Origin of the sequence: Enterococcus alishanensis, assembly GCF_019218635.1 — a bacterium.
Taxonomy (GTDB): Bacteria; Bacillota; Bacilli; order Lactobacillales; family Enterococcaceae; genus Enterococcus_A; species Enterococcus_A alishanensis.
In genome coordinates, this window is record NZ_JAHUZB010000001.1 from 132,880 (window position 1) to 157,802 (window position 24,923).

A 24,923-nucleotide genomic window follows, 5' to 3' on the forward strand; every position below is an offset into this window, starting at 1 on the left:
TCAGATTCACTGGCTTTATTTTTATCAGGCTTTTTCTTCTTCGGTAAAGAAATAACTGTGATCCTCTAAATCTAGGGCACTCATGATCATTGCTGCGGTTTCTTCGATTGAAAGAGTCGCGACATTGATGATGACACAACCTAGCTTTTGATATAGGTCATTAGCGAAGTCTAGTTCGGCTTGGATCTTAGAAGCGTCTGAGTAGGCTGTCTCGGGGTTTAAACCGTAGGCCCGCATCCGTTCTTTGCGGATACCGATTAAAACTTCTGGATCATTTGTTAAACCGACAATTTTTTTCGGATCAATTTCCCAAAGTTGTTTAGGAATATGCGCTTGTGGAATCAACGGCAAATTGGCGACTTTTAAGTTTTTATTTGCTAAATACAAACTTAAAGGCGTCTTTGATGTACGAGAAACACCAAGTAAAACGACATCGGCCTCTAAAAAGCCTTTAGGATCTTTTCCATCATCATATTTTACAGCAAATTCCATTGCCTTGATCCGTTTGAAATAATTTTCATTCAAATGATGTAAGGCACCACGTTCACCAGTGGGATCAACATGTGCTCGGCGAGAAATCTCATCTACCGCAGGATGAAGGACATCTAGCTGGAAAATACCTTCACGTTCACAAAAATCACGGGCAAGCTGTGAAAGATGTGGGTCAATAATGGTATGAAAAACCATACCATCCTCGCTTTTTGCATCATTTAAAGCTTTATTTAACATTTCTTCGGTATTAATAAAAGTACGGCGGAATAAACAAAATTCAGTCGTTGGAAATTGCGCCATAGACGCTTGTGCCAATTTTGAAGCAGTTTCGCCGGCTGAATCTGACAGAATAAAAATTGAAACTAAATCGGGGTTTTGATTCTCCATGTTTGATAACTCCTTGCATTGATAGTAATTTTATTATACCATATTTTTAATCAGAATGATTACACTTTGATGGAGGGATACCTGTGGCAACACTTTTAGAAAAAGCATTGGTGACGGTAAAAGATAATGGCTTTAAATATACAAAAAAAAGAGAGACCCTAATTGATTTTTTAATTAAAAATAATCGTTATGTGGCGGCTAAAGAAGTTTATGACTATATGAATGATTTATTTCCAGGTTTAAGTTATGACACAGTCTATCGTAATCTAAGGGAGTTTTGTGAGATCGGAATTATTGAAGATACCGAACTTCATGGAGAAATGAAATTCCGTTTTAGCTGTAATGAAGATTTTGGCCATCATCATCATTTTATTTGTAATGTTTGTGGGAAAACAGAAGAAATTCATATGTGTCCGATGGATTTCTTTAAAGAACAATTAAATGGTTGTGAGATTGAAGGACACCGTTTTGAATTATATGGACGCTGTCCAGATTGTCAACGAAAATAAAAAAACGCAAGACAACTTGACTGTTATTTGACCTTTAGCTATAATATCAGATGGACAGTCTAGTTTTTGGAATTTTAATTTCAAATACAAAAACGGTTACTTTTAAAGCTCGGAGGGAGGGAATTAAATATGTCAAAAACAGTGGTTCGTAAAAATGAATCCCTTGACGATGCTCTTCGTCGCTTCAAACGTTCCGTATCAAAAGCTGGGACTTTGCAGGAATCTCGTAAACGTGAGTTTTATGAAAAACCAAGCGTGAAACGTAAGAAAAAATCAGAAGCAGCTAGAAAACGTAAAAAATTCTAGTTAGCAAATGGAGTGATTCAGATGTCACTACTTACGACTTTGAACGATGACATGAAAACAGCGATGCGAGCAAAAGATAAAGAGTCTTTGCAAGTGATTCGAATGTTGAAAGCGTCAGTTCAAAATGAGCAAATCAAACTAGGTCGTGATTTAAATGAAGACGAAGAATTAACGGTTTTATCTCGTGAGATGAAACAACGGCGTGATTCTTTAGCTGAATTTGAAAAAGCTGACCGTCAAGATTTAGTTGACAAGGTAAAAAAAGAAATGGTGATTGTCGAAAAGTATTCACCAGCACAACTTTCTAACGAAGAAATTACAGAAATTGTGAAGGCGGCAATTGCAAAAACAGGCGCAACATCAGCTAAAGAATTTGGTAAGGTGATGGGTGTGGTGATGCCGCAAGTCAAAGGCAAAGCCGATGGTAATGCAGTTAACGCCATCGTCAAAGAACTGTTACAATAAGATTAGTAAGCCATCGTTTAGTCGGTGGCTTTTTTGTTACTTTACATAGCAGCGCAAGATAAGAAATTAGCCCTGAAAATTTTGCTTTTAAGGGTGATGTGGTATGATAAGATGAACAAAAAAACGAGGAGATGAAGGATTTTTGGTAAACAACGATTTTGAGTCGTTAGAGATAAAATTAGATGCTAAAGACGATGTGAGTATGCTGTTAGGTGCTCACGATAAACATATTAAATTTTTAGAAGAAAATACTGGAACGACGATTAACACTCGCGGAGAAACGATTCAGGTCATCGGCGAGTCAGAAGAAGCCAAGTTAGTTGTGGAAATTATTCGGGCGTTGCAAGTCTTGATTGATCGTGGCATCAAGATTACGACACCTGATATTATGTCTGCTTTACGATTGGCAAGAGAACAACATCTGGATGAATTTATTCAAATGTATGAACAAGAAATTTTAAAGGATCGCAATGGTCAACCAATCCGACCAAAAAATATCGGTCAGAGTCGTTACATTGCAGCCGTCAACAAGTCTGACGTTGTCTTTGGTGTTGGACCGGCCGGAACAGGAAAAACTTATTTAGCGATCGTTATGGCGATTGCGGCTTTGAAAAAAGGTGAAGTCCAGAGAATTATTTTAACTCGTCCAGCGGTGGAAGCCGGGGAAAGCTTGGGATTTTTACCAGGTGATTTAAAGGAAAAAGTCGATCCATATTTACGACCAATGTACGATGCGTTACACCAAATTTTTGGTTTAGAACATACCAATCGTTTGATGGAACGCGGTGTGATTGAAATAGCACCGTTAGCTTACATGCGGGGGCGAACTTTAGATGATGCCTTTGTAATTTTAGACGAAGCACAAAATACAACGATTGCGCAAATGAAAATGTTTTTAACTAGACTAGGTTTTAATTCTAAAATGATTGTCAATGGTGATACTAGCCAAGTCGATCTACCTAAAGGTCAATTGAGTGGATTAATTCATGCAGAAAGAACATTAAAAGGCATAAAAAAAATTCGCTTTGTTAATTTTGAGTCTAGCGACGTTGTTCGGCACCCTGTAGTTGCTGAAATTATTGAAGCTTACGAAAAAGAAAGCTTGAAACGTACCAACGAATAGATTGGAGGAAATCTATGTTTAACCAGCCAATCAATCAATTACGCAAAAAGCTAGGAAAATACTTCATTCCATTGATTTTATTCGTCTTTGGTTTGATTTTATTTTTGACGCTCTTTAGTAGTGTGAAGCAAAAGGGCGTAAACTACCAAGAGGGTCAAGTAGCGACTGAAAGTGTTCGAGCAAATAAAACGATTGAGAACACGACTGAGACAAAACAGCGTAGAAAATTAGCGGCTGAGGCAGTTACGCCTGAATATACCTACCAAGCAGATACAGCGGATACTCAGCACGATAGAATCAGTCAGCTGATCGATTTGATTGTTAAAACAAATAATGAAATTGATAAAAGCTATCAAGATAAGGTTGCTGATGCAGATAGCGGTGAAGTCATTTCTCAGCCCACTGTGGATGAACGTGTTGCCGCCGTTAAAAAAAGCTTCGAAACTCTAGATCAAGATACTGTGAATTTTTATCAACAGTTGCCTAATGATTTTTATAGTGATGCGGTGCAATTGTCATCAAGTCAATTAGAAGCAGTGAAAACGGAAAGTTTGGCTTTAATCGATGAACAAATGGAAAAAAGGATTCGTGAAACGGATTTAAGTGATGATAAACAATTGGCGTTGGATAAGATTGATATGACCAATCACACAGAAGTCCAAGTCCAAGTCATTCGTTATTTGATTGAAGATGGCATCGTCATCAATGATGTATTAAATGAAACAAGAACAGCAGAATTAAAAAGACAGGCGCGACAATCAGTTCAACCGGTCATGATTTATCAAGGGGAAGTAGTTGTCCGCGAGGGCAGTCAGATTGATGCAACTGCTTTAAATAAATTGGATTTACTAGGAATGACCAATTCAACTGGTTCAATCTTTCCGTTAGTAGCGATGATTTGTGCTGTATTATTACAATTATTGTTGTTGTATTTTTATTCTCATCAAATCGAAGGGAATTTTCAACGAGTTCGCTTTATCTTGTTTTATGCAGCTAGTTTGAGTGTCGGTATTTTGCTGATGAAATTCCTACAGATTTTCCAAAGTAGTAATACCAGTACGCTGTCTTTATTTTTCCCAGCAGCGTTTGTGCCATTGATTCTTACAGTCTTTGTAAATCGACGAGCAGGAGCCTTGGCAGCAGTCTTTCAAACTATCTTTGCCTTGTTTGTTTTTTATAGCGCGATTGGAACCAATAATTTAACGATTATATTAATGAGTTATCTATTTGCTGGAACATTGGCGATTATGGTGAAACAAAAACGCATTGCCGATCAAGCAAAACAAGCATTGCTTTGGGTTGTGCTATTTCCGGTTTTATGGACAATTGTGTTGAATATTTATCAAGGCTTGTCGGCTTTTGACAGTCGAACATGGACCACATTAATTAGTTCGTTTGCCGGCTCAATGTTTTCGATTCTTTTGGGCATGGGATTACAGCCGTATATTGAATTATTAGTGACAGATAGCAGTGTCATTACCTTGAATGAGTTAAGTAATCCGAACAATCCTTTATTAAAAAGATTGTTAGAAGAGGCACCGGGAACGTATCATCATTCAATGATGGTCGCGAATCTAAGTGCCAACGCCGTTGCTGAAATTGGCGGCCGCAGTTTGTTAACACGAGTGGCTTGTTATTACCATGATATTGGTAAGATACGTCATGCTAATTTCTTCGTGGAAAATCTGCCGCCAGGTGCAGAAAATCCTCATAATTTCTTATTACCAGAAGACAGTAAGCAAATTATATTTGGTCATGTAACTGAAGGTGCAGAAATTTTAGAAGAATATAAGATGCCACAAATGGTGATTGATATTTGCTGGCAACATCATGGTACAACGTTAATGAAATACTTTTATGTGAAAGCCAAAGAACGTAACCCAGAAATAACAGAAGCTGATTTTCGTTATCCGGGACCAAAACCGCAAACCCGCGAAGCTGGTGTCGTTAATATTGCCGATAGCTGTGAAGCTGCAGTTCGAGCGATGGACCAGCCTAGCTTTGATAAAATTAAAATTTTTGTTCATGACTTAATTGAAGAAAGAATCTCAGATGGCCAATTAGATGAATCGGGACTAACACTACAAGAAATTCGGATTGTTGAAAAGTCGCTAGTGTCTAGTTTGAGCTCAACCTTCCATTCTCGGATTAAATATCCTAAGATGAAGTCTGAAGCAGAGAAAATGAAAGAAGAACAAGGAGCAGAATAATGGAGATTACTTTTATTGATGAAACAGGCGAAGTGACACCTGAAAAAATCAAAGAAATCGACGAATTGTTGCAATTTGCTGCTGATTTTTTGAAATTGCCTAAAGATACCGAAATGTCAGTAACTTTTATGGATAATGCGGCGATTCAAGTGATCAATCGTGACTACCGTGGAAAAGATGCGCCGACTGATGTCATAAGCTTTGCCTTGGAAGAAGAAGGCGAAGGGGAAATTGCCGTCATCATGAATGATGAAGAGTTGGCAGAGATGCCGCGAGAATTAGGCGATATCATGATTTCCACAGAAAGAGCCCGTGAGCAAGCGGAAGAATATGGTCATAGTTTTGATCGTGAAATTGGTTTTTTGGCGCTCCATGGCTTCCTACACATTAATGGATATGACCACATGACACCTGAAGACGAAAAAGAAATGTTTGGTTTACAGAAAGAGATTTTGGATGCCTATGGACTCAAAAGATAAGAACGTAAAAAAAAATAAACACTTCATTAATTCACTGGAGTTTGCGCTAGTTGGTATTCGAACTGTGTTTGAAGAAGAACGTAATATGCGTAAACATGTCCTATTTGGTGTTTTGGTTTTTATTGCCAGCTTCTTGTTTCGTTTATCCCATCAAGAATGGCTTTGGATTATATTAGCGGTTTTCATTGTTTGGATTGTAGAAATCATCAATACTATTTTTGAAAATGTCGTCGATATGGTGACTGACTTTCATTTTCATCCAATCGGAAAGAAAATTAAGGATATGGCGGCAGGCGCTGTGTTAGTTACATCATTATTTGCCGCATTGATTGGTGCGATGATCTTTATTCCCAAAATCTGGGCACTATTATTTAGTTAAGAAAGGAACAATTTATGACAGAACATAAATCAGGCTTTGTAGCGATTGTTGGTCGTCCTAATGTGGGTAAATCAACTTTACTTAATCGTTTAATTGGTCAAAAAATTGCGATTATGAGTGACAAAGCGCAAACAACAAGAAATAAAATTCAAGGGGTCTATACAACAGACGATGCCCAAATTATTTTTATCGATACACCGGGAATTCATAAACCTAAATCACGTTTAGGTGATTATATGGTGGAAGCTGCTTATAGTGCGTTACGGGAAGTGGATGCCATCATGTTTATGATTAGCGCTGATCAAAAAAGAGGTCGCGGAGATGATTTCATCTTAGAAAGATTGTCCCATCAAAACGTGCCAGTTTATTTGATCATTAATAAGATCGATAAGGTTCATCCAGACCAGTTGTTGCATATTATTGACGACTATCGAACTCAAATGGATTTTAAAGAAGTCATTCCTATTTCTGCGACAGAAGGAAACAATGTCGATCGGATGTTGTCAGTCTTAGTGGACCAAATGCCAGAAGGTCCGCAATATTTCCCTGATGATCAAATCACTGATCATCCAGAATATTTTATTGTCTCTGAATTGGTTCGTGAAAAAGTCTTAAAATTAACGCGGGATGAAGTGCCTCATTCAGTTGCGGTGGTTACCGATACGATGAAACGGGCTGATACTGGTAAAATTCATATTCAAGCGACTATTATCGTGGAACGAGATAGTCAAAAAGGCATTATTATCGGAAAAGGCGGTAAAATGCTGAAAAATATCGGTACGCAGGCCCGTAAAGATATTGAGAATCTTTTGGGCGATAGAGTCTTTTTAGAACTTTGGGTTAAGGTACAAAAAGACTGGCGTGATAAGAAAACTTATTTACAAGATTATGGTTATCGCAACGATGACTATTAAAAGACAGAGAATTTCTGTCTTTTTTTGATGGGGAGGTGAAAGGATGGCCAATCTAGCAGAAACAAAAGGAATGATTTTATTTACCCGCGACTATAAAGAAAAAGACCAGCTAGTGAAAATATTTACTGAATCGGCCGGTAAGGTGATGTTTTATGCAAAAGGATTACATCGACCCAATAATCCTTTGAGAAGTGCGACTCAGCCTTTTACGGAAGCTATTTATATTGGCAGCTTGAAACAAGAAGGCTTGTCTTTTTTAAACAGTGCGAAAGAGGTACACCCGTTTCGTCAGTTACAAGCAGATATTTTTCTAAATGCTTATGGCACTTATATCTTAGGTTTGGTGGATGCGGCAATCGACGACCATGTCTATGATCCAGCTTTGTATCATTTCACTCATTCGGCTTTGAAATTATTAGATGAGGGTTATGACGGTGAAACCATCCTTAATATTTTTGAGGTTCAAATGATGGCTCGCTTTGGTGTTGGCTTGAATTGGCGGGCGTGTGGTGTTTGCGGTAAGACGACAGGGATTTTTGATTTTTCTTCAAAATATCATGGCATCTTATGTCAGCAGCATTTTGATCATGATCTTCATCGTTATCATGCGGATCCTCGGGGTATTTATTTTTTACGGATGTTTGCCAATTTATCTTATGACAAAATCGGTGAAATCAAACTAAAAGCAGAAACAAAAAAAGAAATTCGCAAGATACTGGATCAATTATATGATGAGTATGTGGGATTGCATTTAAAGAGTAAAAAATTTATCGACCAAATGACTGAATGGGAAGATGTTTTAAAACGACCAGAGAAACCTGAAAATTAGGTTTCTTTTTTTTGGAAAAAATGCTTATTTTACTGAAAAAGATTGACCTTTTCTGCATAAATGATTAATATAGTTTAAACAAAAACTAATTATATTCTAATTTAAGGGGCGAAATAAATGGATCAATTGTGGGATATTTTACTTCCAAAAGAAAAAATTGAATTACAGCTTAGAAAGTTATACCGAGAGCATGGGTTTCGTCCATATCACTTAAATAATTTTGAAGAATATCAACTATATCAACGGAATCTGAATTTCCTAAGAAATACTGGTGTAATTACCTTTACCGGAAATGATGGGCGTACAATGGCTTTAAAACCGGATGTCACTTTATCCATCGTTAAAAATTTACCCAATAATCAACCGCAACGAGTGTATTATGTGGAAGATGTTTATCGTCATGACTCGCAAGCAGGTGAATATCAAAAAATCAATCAAATCGGGATCGAACTAATCGATAAAATCCAACCAAAAGACGAAGTAGAAGTTTTGAAATTGGCTTGGCAAAGTCTATCTTTGGTTGGCGAAGGGACATTAGATGTTTCTCACATCGGTATTTTAGCGGGCATTTGTCAGAAATTTCCTGAGTCTGAGCATGAAAAAGTAGTCGTTGCCATGCGAATGAAGAGCTCCCACGCCATGACAGAACTGGCTGAAAAGAATGGATTGACGAAAGAAGAAAGCGAAAATCTTGGAAAACTTGTCCGAGTAGCTGGTCATTTTGAAAAGAAAATTTGTCGAGCCGAAGAATTGTTGGCAAACTTTCCTGAAAGCTTAGCTAGCTTAAAAGAATTAAAAAATTTATTTGACACTTTAAGTCAGATGGATGACTTATCATCAAATATTCGGATGCGCTTGGATTTTTCAGTTGTGAATGATGCGGATTATTATAGTGGTTTATTGTTTCAAGGGTTCATTAAAGAAGCAAAAGAAACGATCCTTTACGGGGGTCGCTATGATCGCTTATTAGAAAAGGAACATAAGAATCAAGGCGCTGTTGGTTATGGCATGAATCTAAATCACGTGGGAAAAACAGCTCATGAGACCACCGAACAAACAGAGTTTTTAAATATTGCTTTGCCAAAAGGTCGAATGGGAGATGCTATTTATCAATTGCTGACCCAAGCAGGAATTGCAGCAGAGAATATTTTTGAGGACAATCGTAAACTGATATTTGAAGACCAGTTGAATCAGTTGCGCTTCTTTTTAGTGAAACCTAGTGATGTCGCGATTTATGTAGAGCATGGTGCTGCTGACATTGGTGTGGTAGGCAAAGATATCTTATTAGAATCAGAAGCCGATGTGATTGAATTTTTAGATTTAAAAATGGGTGTTTGTAAATTAGCGGTGGCAGCGCATAAAGATTATCAAGAGGATTTTTCACGACCATTGAGAGTGTCCACAAAATATCCTAAGATTACCCGAAAATATTTTGAAAGCATCGGACGTTCAGTAGAATTGATTCAATTACATGGATCAATCGAGTTAGCGCCATTGCTAAACTTATCAGATGTGATTGTCGATATTGTAGAGACAGGAACGACTTTGAAGGAAAATGATTTAGAAGTGACCGCTGATATAGCCCAATCATCTGCCCGATTAATTATCAATCAAGCTGCTTGGCGTTTTAAACAGGAACGGATTCAAAAAGTAATTGAAAATGTGAGGAAACAGCTATGAGAAAATTTGATACAAAAAAAGATGAATACAGTCGAATTTTACAAAGACAAGCAAACGAAACCGCCGATGTTTCCCAAGTTGTAACAAATATTTTGGCAGATGTTGAAAAAAACGGGGATCAAGCCTTATTTCAATTAACCAAGAAAATTGATGGGATTGAATTAACTGCCCTAAAAGTCAGTGAAGCTGAGATGGTAGAAGCGTTAGAAAAAGTACCGGAGAAATTATTGACCGTTTTAAAATTAGCCAAAGAAAAAATCACCTCATTCCATCAAAAGCAAGTTCGTCAAGGATTTGTTGCGACTGACGAGCCCGGTGTCGTGATGGGGCAAAGAATCTTACCCTTAGAAAAAGTTGGCGTCTATGTTCCTGGCGGGACAGCTAGTTATCCTAGCACGGTTTTAATGGATACGATTCCGGCAAAAATCGCTGGCGTAGCTAAAATTGTGATGGTGACACCACCAAATCAAGCAGGAAAAGTTGAACCGGCTATTTTAGCAGCGGCAAAAATTGCTGGTGTTGATGAAGTTTATAAAGTTGGTGGTGCACAAGCAGTCGCAGCTTTGGCTTATGGAACGGAAACGATTCCGCAAGTCGATAAAATAGTCGGACCGGGAAATATTTATGTTGCGACAGCTAAAAAAATGGTTTATGGCAAAGTCGATATTGATATGATCGCTGGACCAAGTGATGTCTTAATCGTAGCGGATGAAAGTGGCAAAGCTAATTGGTTAGCCGCAGATATGATTGCGCAAGCTGAACACGATACGTTGGCTCAAGCCATTTTAGTGACGACCGATGCTGATTTAGCGGAGGCTGTTGAAGCTGAGGTCAGTAAACAATTGGCTGCTTTACCCCGCCAAAAAATTGCTGAAGCTTCATTGAATCAAAATGGTAAAATTATTTTAGTTAAGGATTTAAAAGAAGCCGTGGAAATTGCTAATTTAGTTGCACCAGAGCATTTAGAATTAGCTGTTAAAGAACCTTTTGCATTATTAAGCCAAGTGAAAAATGCCGGAAGTGTCTTTTTAGGTCACCATACACCAGAAGTATTAGGAGATTATCTTGCAGGACCGAATCATACTTTACCGACAGAAGGTACTGCTCGCTTTTATTCGCCATTGTCTGTGGATGATTTTGTGAAGAAAAGTAGCTATTTGTATTATGATGAAGCTGCTTTGAAAGAAGTTGGCGCAGCGGTGGCGTATTTTGCTGAAACAGAAGATTTAGTGGGGCATGCTAGATCGATGCAGCTACGATTGGAGGCGGACTAAATGTCATTTTTAAATCGAAAATATGCCGATTTAGTGCCGTACACACCGGGAGAACAAGTCGATGATACTGAATTTATTAAATTAAACACCAACGAAAGTCCTTTTGAGCCGGCACCAGCAGTTAAACAAGCAGCGGTAACAGCAGCAGTAAATTTGAATCGTTACTGTGATACCAGTTGTCAATCAGTCATCAAACCATTGGCTAAACATTTTCAAGTAAAAGAAAATCAGATTTTTTTAGGTAATGGTTCTGATGAAGTTTTAGCTTATCTTTTTCAAGCCTTCACTGAAGATGGTGTAGCATTTCCAGATATTACTTACGGTTTTTATCAAATCTATGCCAATTATTATCAAACGCCCGCAACGATCATACCTCTTAATGAGGATTTTTCGATTGATTTAACAGCCTATGATGATTTAACTGGTGCAGTGATTATTACGAATCCCAATGCACCGACGGGTATTTTTTTAGCCACAGATGAATTAGTAGCTTTTGCACAGCGCAATCCAGAACGCTTATTGATTGTTGATGAAGCTTATGTTGATTTTGGGGCAGAATCAATGACTCAATTTGTCGATCAATTGCCGAATTTGTTGGTGATTGGTACGTTTTCTAAATCTCGTCAAATGGCTGGTGCAAGACTAGGTTATGCGGTGGGTAATTCGGATTTGATTGCGGATTTAAATAAATTAAAGTTTTCTACCAATCCCTATAATATCAATTCTATGACTCAAGCAGTGGCTGCGGCTGTCTTAAGTGAACCGGCTTATGTGGCAGAAAAAATTCAAACAATTATTGATAATCGTACAGAAACAAAAGCAGCTTTGGAAAAATTGGGCTTTGAAGTAACTGATAGCTATGGCAATTTCTTATTTGCTAAACATCCAAATATTTCGGGCGAAGTTTTATTAAACCAATTAAAAGCCCGTAAGATATTTGTCCGCTGGTTTAATCAACCTAGAACCAAAGATTATTTGAGAATTTCGATTGGAACAACCGAACAAATGGCAGCGTTAATAACAGCTTGTAAAGACATTTTAAAGGAAGTGGCCTGATGAGAACAGCAACAGTCAAACGAGATACGACCGAAACAAAAATTCAATTAAGCTTAAATCTAGATGGCAGCGGAAAACAATCGATTGAGACTGGAGTCGGTTTTTTAAATCATATGTTGGAATTGTTTGTCCGCCATGGTCGCTTTGATTTGGAATTGATTTGTAATGGCGATACTGAAGTAGATGCGCATCACACGACTGAAGATGTGGGAATTGCGATTGCTCGGGCTTTTTCAGATGCTTTAGGCGAACGACGTGGGATTAAACGCTACGGCAGTATGTTACTACCGATGGATGAAGCTTTAGTAATGACGGCAATCGATATTAGTGGTCGTGGTATGGCGGTAGTCGAACTAGAAATTCCTAGTGAAAAAATTGGTTCTCAGTTTGATACCGAATTGGTAGAAGAATTTTTTATTGCTTTTGCTAGAGAATTAGGTGCGAGTGTGCATCTCCATCAAATTGCTGGAAAAAATAGCCACCATATTGTGGAGGCGTGTTTTAAAGGTTTTGGTCGTGCGTTAGGCGAAGCAGTCGCTATCAATCAGGCAGCACCAGATGAAATTCCTTCAACTAAAGGAACAATCGTATAAAGGAGGCACTAAATGTTAGCAATTGTTGATTATGGCGTAGGTAATTTATTTAGTTTGTCTCGTTCGTTAGAATTTTTAGGAATTGAAAATAAAATCACACGAGATGTGGCTGAGTTTGCACAAGCTGACCGGATGATTTTGCCAGGCGTAGGTGCTTTTGGCGATGCAAAAAATAAATTGGATGAATTAAGTTTAGTTCAACCGATCTTAGATTTTGCTGCCAGTGGCAAACCCTTATTAGGAATTTGTCTAGGCATGCAATTATTATTTGAAACCAGCGAAGAATTTGGTGAGCATCAAGGATTGGGTTTGATTCCCGGTAAAATTGTTTCTATGCGAGAGGCTTTTAATAAAGAGAAAATTGATTTAAAAGTGCCGCATATTGGTTGGAATCAACTAGATATTCAAAAAGAATCTGCATTGTTAAAAGATTTTCAACCAGGTCAACATGTCTATTATGTCCACAGCTTTCATGCAGCAGATTGCGAAGCTTCTTTAGTCGCTTCTAGCGAATATGGGATCGAGATTCCTGGAATGGTTCAAAAGGATAATGTTTACGGCACACAATTTCATCCTGAAAAAAGTGGTGACGTCGGTCTAAATATTTTAAAAGCTTTTGCGGAGGTGTCAGCATGAAAATTTTCCCAGCGATTGATTTATTAGATAAAAAAGTGGTCCGTTTATATCAAGGGGACTACGAGCAACAGGAAATTTTCGGCGATGATCCGGTAGCTTTTGCCAAAGGTTTTGAAGCAAAGGGCGCAGAGTATTTACATTTAGTGGATTTAGATGGTGCCAAGGCCGGAAATCTCCATTACTTTGATATTGCCCAACAAATTGCTGAACAAACCAATTTATTTGTTGAAGTTGGCGGCGGTATTCGGGATGAAGAAACCATCAAAAATTGTTTAGCAGCCGGTGTGGATCGGGTGATTTTAGGTACGATTGCTCAGAAACAACCTGATTTTGCTAAAGCAATGGTGGAAAAATATCAAGAAAAAATTGCGATCGGTGTCGATGCCAAAGATGGTCAAGTTGCAGTTGAGGGTTGGCTGGAAAAAACGGATGCAGAAGCTTTTGCTTTTTGTGAAGAAGTCGTCAGTTGGGGAACAAAAACAATTATCTTTACGGAAATTTCCCGCGATGGTACTGGAGAAGGTTTGAACATTCCTTTATATCAAAAACTAAATCAATTAAATTGTGAAATTGTGGCATCTGGTGGTGTAGCAAGCTTAGCTGATATTACCGCGCTAAAAGAGATCGGTGTCAGCAGCTGTATCGTCGGTAAAGCATTATACAGTGGTAGCTTGGATTTGATCGATGTGTTAAACGCTGCAAAGGAGGACGTAAAATGATTGCTAAAAGAATTATTCCTTGCTTAGATGTGCGGGACGGTCGAGTAGTCAAAGGCGTCAATTTTGCTGGCTTAAAAGATGTGAATGATCCAGTTACTTTGGCAAAGTTTTACAATCAACAAGGCGCAGATGAGCTGGTTTTTTATGATATTACGGCGTCATTTGAAGAACGGGAATTATTTACCGATATTTTGCAAGGAGTCGCCTCTGAAGTATTTATTCCGTTGACTGTCGGTGGTGGGATTAATACGTTAGCTGATTTTGAACGAGTATTAAATTCCGGTGCAGATAAAGTTTCGGTTAATTCTGGCGCGATTAAACGACCGGAATTAATACAAGAAGGCGCTCAGCGTTATGGTAGCCAATGTGTCGTTTTGTCGATTGATATTAAGAGAGTTGGCGACAGCTGGCATGTCTTTGCTAAAGGTGGTCGTGAAGACACTGGAATGGATGCGTTAGAATGGATTAAAAAAGGAGAAGCTTTAGGCGCCGGTGAACTAGTAGTCAATAGTATTGACACTGATGGTGCGAAGAGTGGTTTTGATTTGCCATTACTGACCGCTATTAGTGAAATATCTAGTCTACCAATTGTAGCTTCTGGTGGTGCTGGCAATGCTGAAGATTTTGTGGAATTGTTTCAGTTAGACAAGATTGAAGCCGGCTTGGCCGCTTCGATTTTCCATTTTGGCGAAGTAAAGATTCCTGATTTGAAGGAATCTTTAGCTAAAAAACAAATTCCCGTACGAATTATTTAAGGAGAGACAAATATGGCAGAGTTAAAATTTAATCACCACGGTTTGATTCCCGTGGTTGTACAGGATTATTATACCCATGAAGTGTTGACTTTGGCTTATATGAATCAAGAAAGCTATCAATTAACGCTAAAAGACAAGTCGATGACTTATTACTCTCGTTCCAGAAAAGAACTATGGCGTAAAGGAGAAACTAGTGGTAACTATCAACATTTGGTTTCTTTGACTTTAGACTGTGATCAAGATGCTTTAGTGGCACAGGTTAAAAAAGATGGTCCGGCTTGTCATACTGGTGCAGAAAGTTGCTTCAATGAAAGTTTATATGGAGAAAAATCCGGTGACCAATTAGCTGATTTATTTGCTTTATTAAAAGATCGCAAAGAAAATCCTAAAGAAGGTAGTTACACAACTTATTTATTTGATAAAGGAATTGAAAAAATTCTCAAAAAAATCGGTGAAGAGTCAACTGAAGTGGTGATTGGTGCCATGAAAGCTGATACTGAAGAAACTATTTATGAAAGTGCCGATTTAATTTATCATCTACTTGTTTTGTTGGCGGAAACTGGGATAGAATTGAATCAAGTCAAAGATGAATTGGCGAATCGTCATGTTGTTGACAAAAAAAACAAACAAGAAACCATGAAATAAAAAAGGATGGTGCCGGATGTTTATTTCGAATGCCCATACTCACTGTACTTGGTGTGATGGAAAAAATACCCTCACTGAAATGGCCCAAGCAGCGATCGACTTAGGTTTTACTGATTTAGGTTTTACTTCCCACTCATATGCTCCTTTTGATCCAAGTTGTTTAGGAGTTGAAGATGAGTTCGGTTATCAAAAAGCCATCGCTGAAGTCCAGGATAAATTTGCGGGTCAGATTCAATTAAGCACAGGGATTGAACAAGATTATTATAGTCCAGCGATTTTGCAAAATTATGATTATACGATCGGTTCAGTTCATTATTTTCCGCCGCAAGATGGTATTTTTCGCAGTGTTGATGAATCACCAGAAAGCTTGGCTGAAACTTTGCAAACTTTTTATCAGGGTGATGCCTACAAAATGATTCAAGATTTTTATAACAATGTAGTGAAGCACATTAGCAAAAATCAAAATAAAATTGTGGGACATTTTGATTTAATCACTAAATTCAACGAAAAGAATCCATGGTTTGATGCAACTTCTGAGGAATATCAAAAAATTGCCAGTACTGCTTTAAATCAAGTGATTGATGTGATTCAAACCTATGATGGCTTGGTAGAGGTTAACACTGGTGCGATTTCTCGTAACTGGCGTAGTGGTCCTTATCCGCAAGATTTTCTAATGAAAATTTTACTAGATCGCAAAGTGCCGATTATTATTACGAGTGATTCTCATGCGACTGATACGTTAACTTGTTTCTTTCCAGAAACAAAGCAGATTTTAGCAGATATCGGCTTTAAAGAAAGCTATCAATTAAAAGACGGTATTTTCCAACCGATTGCTTTTTAGCGATTGACAAAAAATAGCCAAACCGCTATGATAAATACAATTAAATCGTGCGTTGAGCAAAAAAAGAATAGAGTTTAATCTTTTAAGCGAGTCTGGAAAAGTGGAAGCCAGATAAGAAAACTTTTTGTCGCAGGCATTTGTGAGCACAACTTTAAAAGCTGCCAAGATTTTTCTTGGAAGTAGGGTGGAACCGCGTTGATACGTCCCTATGTCGTCGAGACATAGGGACTTTTTGTTGTTTTAGAAGGAGGAAAAACATGAGTAAACTAACAGTACAAGAAATGATTTTAACTTTGCAAAAATTTTGGTCAGACAATGGCTGTCTATTGATGCAAGCTTACGACACTGAAAAAGGTGCGGGAACCATGAGTCCCTATACTTTTTTACGGGCAATTGGACCAGAACCTTGGAATGCCGCGTACGTAGAACCATCTCGTCGTCCAGCAGATGGACGTTACGGTGAAAATCCCAATCGTTTATACCAACATCATCAATTTCAAGTGGTGATGAAGCCTTCACCAAAAAATATTCAAGAACTTTATTTGGATAGCCTGCGTTTACTTGGGATTGATCCTTTAGAGCATGATATTCGTTTTGTTGAAGACAACTGGGAAAATCCTTCGATGGGTTGTGCCGGTGTTGGTTGGGAAGTTTGGTTAGATGGTATGGAAATTACCCAATTTACTTATTTCCAACAAGTTGGTGGACTACCTTGTCATCCAGTCACTTCAGAAATTACTTACGGTATTGAACGCTTGGCTTCATATATCCAAGAAGTTGAAAGTGTTTATGATTTGATTTGGTCAAATGATGTGAAATACGGTGAAATCTTCAAACAACCTGAATATGAACATTCAAAATATTCTTTTGAAGAAAGCAATCAAGAAATGTTGCTAGAAAACTTTGATAAATTTGAAAAAGAAGCAAAACGTTGTATTGATGAAGATTTGGTTCATCCAGCTTATGATTATATTTTAAAATGTAGCCACACTTTTAACTTATTAGACGCTCGGGGCGCTGTTTCTGTAACTGAACGAGCTGGTTACTTGGCCCGTATCAGAAATATGGCGAAGTCGGTCGCTAAAATTTTCGTTGCAGAACGAGAAAAACTAGGATTCCCATTATTAAATCATCAGGAGGTCAAATAAAATGGCGAAAAACTTACTATTAGAAATTGGATTAGAAGAAATGCCGGCTCACGTTGTTTGGCCTGCTATTAAGCAATTTCAAACCAAAGTGGCAAAATTTTTAGAAGAGCACAGTCTAACTTATGACACAATTGAAACTTTTTCGACGCCACGTCGTTTGGCTGTCAGAGTCACGAACATTCCTGACCGGCAAGAAGATGTGCAAGAAGAAGTGAAAGGACCCGCTAAAAAAATCGCTCAAGATGCTGAGGGTAATTGGAGTAAAGCAGCAGAAGGTTTTGTCCGCGGACAAGGTCTGACGACTGATGCGATTACTTTTAGAGAAATCAAAGGGGTAGAATATGTTTACGTGACCAAATATATTCACGGTAAAGAAAGTAAAGAAGTCTTGGCTGATTTGGTCGAAGTTATTAAAAGTTTGACTTTCCCAACGATGATGCATTGGGGAACTACTGAATTTGAATACATTCGTCCTATTCACTGGATTGTCGCTTTATTAAATGATGAAGTGATTGAGATGGAGTTACTTGATGTAACATCTGGACGCACCACTGAAGGCCATCGTTTCTTAGGTGACAGCGTGGAATTGGCTAATGCTAATGAATATGAAGAAAAATTAGCAGAACAATTTGTAATTGCTGACGGACAAAAACGTCAAGCGGTGATTGTGGCGCAAATCGAAGAGTTAGCTGCAGAAAATAAATGGACATTGGATTTAGATGCTGGTTTATTAGAAGAAGTCACCAATTTGGTGGAGTATCCAACGGCTTTTGTGGGGGATTTTGAAGAGCGTTTCTTATCAATTCCCGAAGAAGTGCTGGTAACTTCTATGAAGGAACACCAACGCTATTTTGAAGTTCGTAATGAAGCCGGTCAACTATTACCACATTTTATTTCAGTTCGTAACGGTAACAATGTGAAATTAGACAATGTCATAAAAGGTAATCAAAAAGTCTTAACCGCTCGTTTAGAAGATGGTGAATTTTTCTATCAAGAAGATAAGAAATTAACGATTGATCAATTGGTAGAAAAATTAAAAAATGTGACTTTCCACGAAAAAATCGGTAGTATTTATGAAAAAATGCAACGGGTGACTGTAATTGCGCAAATTATTGGCAAACAAGTTGGTTTATCTGAAACTGAATTAACTGACTTAAAACGAGCGTCTGGCATTTACAAATTTGATTTAGTCACGAATATGGTGGGAGAATTTCCAGAATTACAAGGCATCATGGGAGAAAAATATGCTTTGTTACAAGGCGAAAATCCTGCTGTGGCACAAGCTATTCGAGAACATTATTTACCAATTTCTGCTGAAGGTGCCTTGCCAGAATCAAATATTGGGGCAGTTTTAGCGATTGCCGATAAGTTAGATTCTGTCTTGAGTTTCTTTGCAGTTGGGATGATTCCAAGTGGCTCAAATGATCCTTACGCGTTACGTCGTCAAACATATGGGATCGTCCGCATCATTGAAGATAAAAGTTGGACTTTTCCATTTGGTCAACTACAAGGCGCTGTGGTGGATGCGATTAATGCAGATGAAGGCTTATTCGGGATTCACTTTAACAAAGATCAAAAAGAATTGATCGATTTCTTTAAAGGTCGTTTACGTCAACGACTACAATTAGAAAATATTCGTCATGATGTTATTGATGCTGTGGTGGATTCTAATCAAGATGATTTCACTCGAATTTTTGACATTGCGCAAATTTTTAGCCAACATACTAAAGATGAATTCTTCAAAGAAGCGATGGAAGCTTTGACCCGTGTCATTAATTTAACGAAGAAAACCGATCAGCCTTTAACAGGAAAAATTGATCCAAGTCTCTTTGAAAATGATAGTGAACGTGAGTTGTACGCAGCGATCAAAGAAGTGGAAGATGAATTTGGTAACCAAAATATGGCTGAAAATTATCAGACCTTGATTGGTTTACGACCAGTAATCGAACGTTATTTCAATGACACTATGGTAATGGTAGAAGATGAAAAAGTTCGTAATAATCGTCTACTACAATTAAGTAAAATCGCTGATATGGCAAAAGCACTAGCTAGTATCGAAAAAATCATTACTAAATAAAATTGACTGTCAAACTGCTTTGACAATCTCTTATTTAGTTGAAAAAGATTCTTATTAAGCTGTCAAAAAACTTTGACAAAGCTTGATGTACAAGACTTTTGGCTGAATAGTTTGAAAATCTTGATTAAAGTATATGTAAGGAGCGAGACATGGAACTTCATGAAAAACTAAAGCAGCATCGAAAAAATATTGGCTTGACCCAAGAAGCAATTGCTGAAAAATTAAAGGTTTCCCGTCAAACTATTTCTAACTGGGAAACCGGAAAGAGTCTGCCAGATATTTATAGCCTTGTTACTTTAAGCGAAGTTTATGACTTGTCCTTAGATGAATTAATCAAGGGGGACGTTCAAGTGATGAACAGTATTAAAACAGAAAAACGTAGCAATAAGGCGCAGATGAAATTTTTATTATTTGGTATTTTAGGGGTCATCTTAATTATTGGAAACTATTTAATCGGTAGTAATTACAATAGCCATTTAGCTGATTTTGTTAATGGCATGGGTTATGGTATGACTGCCGCTGCAATAGTTTCAATGGCGGTGATTCGCATCATTGCTAAAAAAGCCAAAAATAAATAAACGAAAGGTCCGGCAAATTAAATTTTGCCGGACCTTTATCTTTTATAAAAGTAATTTCAATAATAGTGGAATATAAGCAAGATAAAGTAACACTGAATAACCCAGTGCCGAAGCAGCATATTCTTGATCGCCACCATAAGAACGAGTCAGGATCGGTACCGAATTTTGTACCGGCATCGCCGATTGTACGATAAAAACTTGTAGCATTAAAGTAGGTACTTCAATAAACTGACCCAGCCCCCAAACAATCAAAGGAGAAAGAATAAAGCGACCGATCAAGACGCCGATAATATCTTTATTGATGGTTAAATTCTTAATGCCAACATTATAAACAATGATACCAATGATAAACATCGATAAAGGCGTAGTTAAATTTCCTAAATAAGTCAAGAAGATTTCAGCTGAAGCAGGTACTTGCCAGCTTAATAATACCCAAACCAAACCAATCCCAAAGCCTAATAGCGCAGGAGAAAAAATCTTTTTTAATACCGGCAGAAAATGAAAATTGACTTTAGCCTGTTGGATGTTGGGATTATCGCGGGCAATACAATAAATGCCAATCGTCCAAAAGATGGTTGTATTAACAATATAATATATCAAAACATTCGGTACCGCTTTTTCTCCAAAGATCGCTAAGTTAATCGGTAAGCCAATAAAAATTGTGTTGGAACAAGTAAACATTGTAGCAAAAGATCCTTGTCGACTAGGAGTAATTTTAAAAAGCTTGATGTAGATCCAACTGATGAAAAAGGTGATCAGCATCGAGATCAAAGGAATAATTGCGCCATGGATCAAAGCTAAAAATTGATCGTGGGTAAAATTACGGGTAATCGTCAAAAACATATTGGTAGGCAACGCAATCGTTAAAACCAATTTTGAAAAAACATCGCCAATTTGATTAGAGAACCATTGTTTGTAGGTTAAGAAATAACCTAAGAACATTAAAGCAAAAATCATTAAAATATTTATATATGCAGACAACATGTTATACACCTCAAAAATACTATACACAAAAAAACCTGCTTCATAAAGTCGAAGCAGGAATTTTTTTGCTTGTTTAGTTCATTTGGTAATGTAAAAAGCCCTTTAAGGTTTCAATTTGCTCCTCAATACTTTCACCAATTGTGGTGTCACGGATCATGGTGCGGGAAATATCATGATCGATTACCCGTTTCAATGAAGTATCATCCGTTTGAGTTTCAATTAAGTCTTCAATTGAATAAAAAGGATCATGGGTCACAATTTGAAAACCATAAGAGTTATTTAATAAGGAATAGCCGGCAATCCCAGTTGTTTTTTGATAGGCTTTTGATAAACCGCCATCAATCACAAACAACATGCCTTCACCTTTAATGGGAGATTCGCCGCCTTTAACTTTAACTGGCGTATGCCCATTGATAATTCTTGAATGAGGTGAATACAAACCAAATTCCTGTAAAATCATTTCACAAGTTTTCTTTGTGTCACGGAATTTATAGTAGCTATTTTTGATCTCCACATGAGTCTTCTTGTCAGCAATAAAGTAACGTTCAAAAGTCGTCATGGCACTCTTACCAAATTGCGGGGAAATATTTCCTGTCCAACAATACCAAGACCAATCAGCATGAGGATTATCTGATATCTGCAAGTCACAACCTTGCCGCAATTGATCTTCAAAAAAGCGTAGTAAATCTTTTCCCCGATAATTGATCCCATTGACTTTAAGTGGCAGGAAATCACCTTTATCAGTCAATGGTAAACACCCATGGAATAATAAATGTTGGTTATAAACTAAATACATCGAGCCCTTTTCCAATAAAAGATTCATGTGCTCTTGCATCTTAGTAGATTGCTGGAAAGAAGCCATTAACATATCCACCACATATTCTTCTTGCTCCGTAAGGGCGTACAAATCTTTTTGTAGCGTCTGAAAACAGCTACCTTGTAGCGGATAGGTTTTATTTTTCAAAGTAATTGTGTCTTGATCAAAATTAATTTGGTCAAATAATAAACGATCCGTCATATCAAATTCTGGATGACGTTTAATCAACTGACCTTCTAATTTAAATTGTAAGATAGCTAAAGCTTGATGCACTTTTTCCAGTGTGTCCAGGCTTTCAATCGAATAATTTACGTTGCTACATTTTTCTTTCGGTGTAAAAACAGGATTTTTTTGATAATGTTCTTCAGCATACATAAATAATGGACGTAAATTCAAGGCATATGCTTTTTCGATTTCATACAAATAATTATAACGAGCAGCAATCCGTAATAAAGTCATCAAACAAGCGCGAGAGCCAGCGTAAGCACCCATCCATAAAATATCATGATTGCCCCATTGCACATCAATCGAAGGATGCTGGCAAAGTTTGTCCATAATTTTATCGGCTTCCGGCCCACGATCATAAATATCGCCAACCACATGTAAATGATCCACCACTAAGCGTTGAATACTTTGACATAAAGCTGAGATAAAAGCGTCGCCTTGTTCCAATTCTAAAAGATGTGACAGAATTTCGTCATAGTAAGCCGCTTTGTCAACATAGGCAGTATTTGTATACATTAATTCTTCAATAATATAAGCAAATTGTTTTGGTAAAGCTTTTCGCACCTTTGAACGGGTGTATTTAGTAGAAGAAAAAGTTAAAAGTTCTAGCAATTGGCGAATTTTCGTGCGATACCAAGAAATATCTTTATGGGAGAAAAGCGAGTCACTAGCTAAAGATTCAACAGGATAGGCAACTAAAATAGTCAATTGATCCTTTTCTCGTTCAGTTAAGCGATCTTGAAATAAATCACTGATCTTTTCTTTAATATTGCCAGCACCGGTCCGTAAGATATGGTCAAAAGCGCCAAATTCTCCATGGATGTCACTAATATAAAGTTCCGTTCCTTTAGGTAAATTCATAATGGCTTCTAAATTAATTAATTCAGTCACAACATCTTCTTTTGAATGGAACTCTTTTTCTAACATCTGATAATACTTTTCACGAGTGGATAGCATTTCCTTCCTCCTAAATAAAGATTATTTCCGTCATATTCGTCAGTCTAGTCATCAAGTTCTTCTACTATATAGTAAATTATTCCATGTAATTATCCATGTGTTCATTAATTAAAGTCGCTGCTTCTTCGATTGATTTAGTGGTTACGTCCAATACGTAAGCACCTAATTCGTCATAAATTGAAAATGCATAGTCGACTTCTTCTTTGATCCGACCTAAATCTGCATAGCGAGAATTTTCAGCCAAGCCTAAAGAATGTAAACGACTCGTTCGAATTTTTTGTTGTACTTCAGGATCAATGATTAAGCCAATAATTTTTTCTTTCGGTACTTGGCGAATTTGTTCAGGAATTGGAACTTCCGGAATCAGTGGTAAGTTGGCTACTTTTAAGCGATGATTTGCCAAATACATACTTAAAGGTGTTTTAGAGGTACGGGAGATCCCTAATAAAACGATGTCAGCATCTAAGAATCCTTTGGCATCTTTTCCATCGTCATATTTCACAGCAAATTCAATTGCTGCTACGCGATCAAAGTATTCTTGATTTAATTTATGAACAACGCCGGCTTCTTGTAAAGGTGAGACGCCGGTTTTTTGATGAATAATTTCCATAAAAGGTGTCATGAAGTCGATGTGTTGTAGGCCGGTTTTCTTAGCGAATGCAGTCACAATGTTGGTTAAATTATCGCTAACTAAAGTCGTCACGACGATAGCGCCATCTTTTAAGGCATCTCGTAAAATTCCCTGTAACTCTTCTTCGTCTTTTGTAAAAGGAAAACGATACGTCGTGTCAAAATCGACGGAAGGAAATTGGGCGATGACGGCATTTACTAGTTTTAAAGATGTTTCTCCTACTGAATCTGAAATCATATACAATGGTACGCTCTTTTTCATGGTTTACTCTCCTATCGGTTGGTTTCAGTTTGTCGTGCTTGTTGCATGATATAGTTAAAAATTCGTGATTTCGTAATTTTTCCGACAATTTGTTTCGAATCTGTTTCATCTACTACTGGTAAAGAATCGACTTGATAGTCTAATAAAACAGCACCAGCTTCTAAAATAGTGAAATCCTTGGTGCAAGTTCTGACGTGTGGCGCCCGAGTCATAACAACTGCCACGGGTGTGCTTTGTAAATTGCTATTTAATGCCGCCCGTAATAAATCCTTGCGGGAAAGTAAACCCACTAATTTTTTATTTTCGTCAGTCACATAGATTGAGCCGACATCATACATAAACATATTGGTGATAGCATCGTGAATCGAAGTATCTTGTGGTGTTAATAAAGGAGACAACATAATCTCACCAACTTTTACTGAAAAAATCTTATCAAATAAAAATTGTTCAATTCCAACTCCCGTATACGTGTAGCCAACTTTTGGGCTAGCTTCTAAAATTCCTGCCATAGTAAGAAAAGAAAGGTCTGTCCGAAGAGTTGCATGAGAAATACCTAAATGCTCAGCAATTTTCTCCCCACTTAAAGGCTGTTCCTTTTTTACGATAGCAATAATTTTCTCTTGCCGTTCTGATAAATTCATAAAGGTCCTCCATTAAATCATTTTATACAATACATATTATACACTGGATACGCATATAAACAACATAAATAAAATATATAAACGCATAATAAGGAGAGAATCCAAAAAAACCTTTATTTGGGGGGAAATGAGATCTCAGAAAAAGTAAATATCGTAGGGAAATTTTTTCTGAAGATGTCATTTACTATTTGTATATTGGTGATTTTTAGCAAAAAAAATCTTTATTTCATTTTTTATGACGAATAATCACGCCTGAAAAACACATTTTATTTGTTATTTAATGTTGTTTTATAATTTATTTATAGCTTACCG

The 24,923-nt window shown here is 37.4% G+C and carries 26 protein-coding genes; 21 read left to right on the top strand and 5 right to left on the bottom strand.

What is annotated here, in order from left to right:
* Positions 1-24 precede the first annotated feature (24 nt).
* On the bottom strand, positions 25-879 hold the full coding sequence (locus KUA55_RS00670) for a pyruvate, water dikinase regulatory protein (RefSeq protein WP_218324246.1): 855 nt from the start codon (positions 877-879) through the stop codon (positions 25-27).
* A gap of 77 nt (positions 880-956) precedes the next feature.
* On the opposite strand from KUA55_RS00670, the gene KUA55_RS00675 reads away from it, so the two are divergent.
* The 21 genes from KUA55_RS00675 (at position 957) to KUA55_RS00775 (ending at position 20,095) form a co-directional block, all read left to right on the top strand.
* Positions 957-1,388: a Fur family transcriptional regulator gene (locus tag KUA55_RS00675; protein WP_218324807.1), complete on the top strand. Its 432-nt coding sequence runs from the start codon at positions 957-959 to the stop codon at positions 1,386-1,388.
* Positions 1,389-1,517: 129 nt separating this feature from the next.
* Complete coding sequence (rpsU, locus tag KUA55_RS00680; RefSeq protein ID WP_002356740.1) at positions 1,518-1,694, top strand: 30S ribosomal protein S21; 177 nt, start codon at positions 1,518-1,520, stop codon at positions 1,692-1,694.
* Between the two features lie 21 nt (positions 1,695-1,715).
* Complete coding sequence (locus tag KUA55_RS00685; protein ID WP_218324247.1) at positions 1,716-2,159, top strand: GatB/YqeY domain-containing protein; 444 nt, start codon at positions 1,716-1,718, stop codon at positions 2,157-2,159.
* A 202-nt stretch (positions 2,160-2,361) separates the two neighbouring features.
* Complete coding sequence (locus tag KUA55_RS00690; RefSeq protein ID WP_218324808.1) at positions 2,362-3,282, top strand: PhoH family protein; 921 nt, start codon at positions 2,362-2,364, stop codon at positions 3,280-3,282.
* Between the two features lie 14 nt (positions 3,283-3,296).
* Complete coding sequence (locus KUA55_RS00695) at positions 3,297-5,492, top strand: HD family phosphohydrolase (protein ID WP_218324248.1); 2,196 nt, start codon at positions 3,297-3,299, stop codon at positions 5,490-5,492.
* Positions 5,492-5,971 carry an rRNA maturation RNase YbeY gene (ybeY, locus tag KUA55_RS00700; RefSeq protein WP_218324249.1) on the top strand — a complete coding sequence of 160 codons (480 nt, stop codon included), beginning with the start codon at positions 5,492-5,494 and terminating at the stop codon, positions 5,969-5,971. Before KUA55_RS00695 ends, ybeY begins: the two co-directional genes overlap by 1 nt.
* A complete protein-coding gene (locus tag KUA55_RS00705) occupies positions 5,955-6,350 on the top strand; it encodes a diacylglycerol kinase family protein (protein ID WP_218324809.1) in 396 nt (131 codons plus the stop codon). The genes ybeY and KUA55_RS00705 overlap by 17 nt, the downstream gene beginning before the upstream one ends.
* Before the next feature lie 14 nt (positions 6,351-6,364).
* A complete protein-coding gene (gene era, locus KUA55_RS00710; RefSeq protein ID WP_218324250.1) occupies positions 6,365-7,264 on the top strand; it encodes a GTPase Era in 900 nt (299 codons plus the stop codon).
* Positions 7,265-7,307: 43 nt separating this feature from the next.
* Positions 7,308-8,093, top strand: a complete 786-nt coding sequence (gene recO, locus KUA55_RS00715; protein ID WP_218324251.1) for a DNA repair protein RecO — start codon at positions 7,308-7,310, stop codon at positions 8,091-8,093.
* 117 nt (positions 8,094-8,210) lie between these two features.
* A complete protein-coding gene (hisG, locus tag KUA55_RS00720) occupies positions 8,211-9,773 on the top strand; it encodes an ATP phosphoribosyltransferase (protein WP_218324252.1) in 1,563 nt (520 codons plus the stop codon).
* Positions 9,770-11,047: a histidinol dehydrogenase gene (gene hisD / locus KUA55_RS00725; RefSeq protein WP_218324253.1), complete on the top strand. Its 1,278-nt coding sequence runs from the start codon at positions 9,770-9,772 to the stop codon at positions 11,045-11,047. The genes hisG and hisD overlap by 4 nt, the downstream gene beginning before the upstream one ends.
* On the top strand, positions 11,048-12,103 hold the full coding sequence (hisC, locus tag KUA55_RS00730; RefSeq protein ID WP_218324254.1) for a histidinol-phosphate transaminase: 1,056 nt from the start codon (positions 11,048-11,050) through the stop codon (positions 12,101-12,103).
* The gene (gene hisB, locus KUA55_RS00735; protein ID WP_218324255.1) at positions 12,103-12,696 is read left to right on the top strand and encodes an imidazoleglycerol-phosphate dehydratase HisB; all 594 of its coding nucleotides are present in this window, start codon (positions 12,103-12,105) and stop codon (positions 12,694-12,696) included. Before hisC ends, hisB begins: the two co-directional genes overlap by 1 nt.
* 12 nt (positions 12,697-12,708) lie before the next feature.
* The gene (gene hisH / locus KUA55_RS00740) at positions 12,709-13,332 is read left to right on the top strand and encodes an imidazole glycerol phosphate synthase subunit HisH (RefSeq protein ID WP_218324256.1); all 624 of its coding nucleotides are present in this window, start codon (positions 12,709-12,711) and stop codon (positions 13,330-13,332) included.
* The gene (hisA, locus tag KUA55_RS00745; RefSeq protein WP_218324257.1) at positions 13,329-14,051 is read left to right on the top strand and encodes a 1-(5-phosphoribosyl)-5-[(5-phosphoribosylamino)methylideneamino]imidazole-4-carboxamide isomerase; all 723 of its coding nucleotides are present in this window, start codon (positions 13,329-13,331) and stop codon (positions 14,049-14,051) included. Before hisH ends, hisA begins: the two co-directional genes overlap by 4 nt.
* A complete protein-coding gene (gene hisF, locus KUA55_RS00750) occupies positions 14,048-14,806 on the top strand; it encodes an imidazole glycerol phosphate synthase subunit HisF (protein WP_218324258.1) in 759 nt (252 codons plus the stop codon). The genes hisA and hisF overlap by 4 nt, the downstream gene beginning before the upstream one ends.
* Positions 14,807-14,818: 12 nt before the next feature.
* Positions 14,819-15,451, top strand: a complete 633-nt coding sequence (hisIE, locus tag KUA55_RS00755) for a bifunctional phosphoribosyl-AMP cyclohydrolase/phosphoribosyl-ATP diphosphatase HisIE (protein WP_218324259.1) — start codon at positions 14,819-14,821, stop codon at positions 15,449-15,451.
* A 16-nt stretch (positions 15,452-15,467) separates the two neighbouring features.
* Complete coding sequence (locus tag KUA55_RS00760; RefSeq protein WP_218324260.1) at positions 15,468-16,292, top strand: histidinol-phosphatase HisJ family protein; 825 nt, start codon at positions 15,468-15,470, stop codon at positions 16,290-16,292.
* A 257-nt stretch (positions 16,293-16,549) separates the two neighbouring features.
* Positions 16,550-17,440, top strand: a complete 891-nt coding sequence (gene glyQ / locus KUA55_RS00765) for a glycine--tRNA ligase subunit alpha (protein ID WP_218324261.1) — start codon at positions 16,550-16,552, stop codon at positions 17,438-17,440.
* A gap of 1 nt (position 17,441) precedes the next feature.
* The gene (gene glyS / locus KUA55_RS00770) at positions 17,442-19,517 is read left to right on the top strand and encodes a glycine--tRNA ligase subunit beta (protein ID WP_218324262.1); all 2,076 of its coding nucleotides are present in this window, start codon (positions 17,442-17,444) and stop codon (positions 19,515-19,517) included.
* A 149-nt stretch (positions 19,518-19,666) separates the two neighbouring features.
* On the top strand, positions 19,667-20,095 hold the full coding sequence (locus tag KUA55_RS00775) for a helix-turn-helix domain-containing protein (protein ID WP_218324263.1): 429 nt from the start codon (positions 19,667-19,669) through the stop codon (positions 20,093-20,095).
* A 42-nt stretch (positions 20,096-20,137) separates the two neighbouring features.
* Here KUA55_RS00775 and KUA55_RS00780 read toward each other — a convergent pair whose 3' ends face one another.
* The 4 genes from KUA55_RS00780 to KUA55_RS00795 all read right to left on the bottom strand — a co-directional run bounded on the left by KUA55_RS00780 (position 20,138) and on the right by KUA55_RS00795 (position 24,611).
* A complete protein-coding gene (locus KUA55_RS00780) occupies positions 20,138-21,079 on the bottom strand; it encodes an AEC family transporter (protein ID WP_218324264.1) in 942 nt (313 codons plus the stop codon).
* A 73-nt stretch (positions 21,080-21,152) separates the two neighbouring features.
* Positions 21,153-23,078 carry a fructose-1,6-bisphosphatase gene (locus KUA55_RS00785; protein WP_218324265.1) on the bottom strand — a complete coding sequence of 642 codons (1,926 nt, stop codon included), beginning with the start codon at positions 23,076-23,078 and terminating at the stop codon, positions 21,153-21,155.
* A gap of 76 nt (positions 23,079-23,154) precedes the next feature.
* The gene (locus KUA55_RS00790) at positions 23,155-23,970 is read right to left on the bottom strand and encodes a pyruvate, water dikinase regulatory protein (protein WP_218324266.1); all 816 of its coding nucleotides are present in this window, start codon (positions 23,968-23,970) and stop codon (positions 23,155-23,157) included.
* Between the two features lie 11 nt (positions 23,971-23,981).
* A complete protein-coding gene (locus tag KUA55_RS00795) occupies positions 23,982-24,611 on the bottom strand; it encodes a helix-turn-helix transcriptional regulator (protein WP_218324267.1) in 630 nt (209 codons plus the stop codon).
* Positions 24,612-24,923 lie beyond the last annotated feature (312 nt).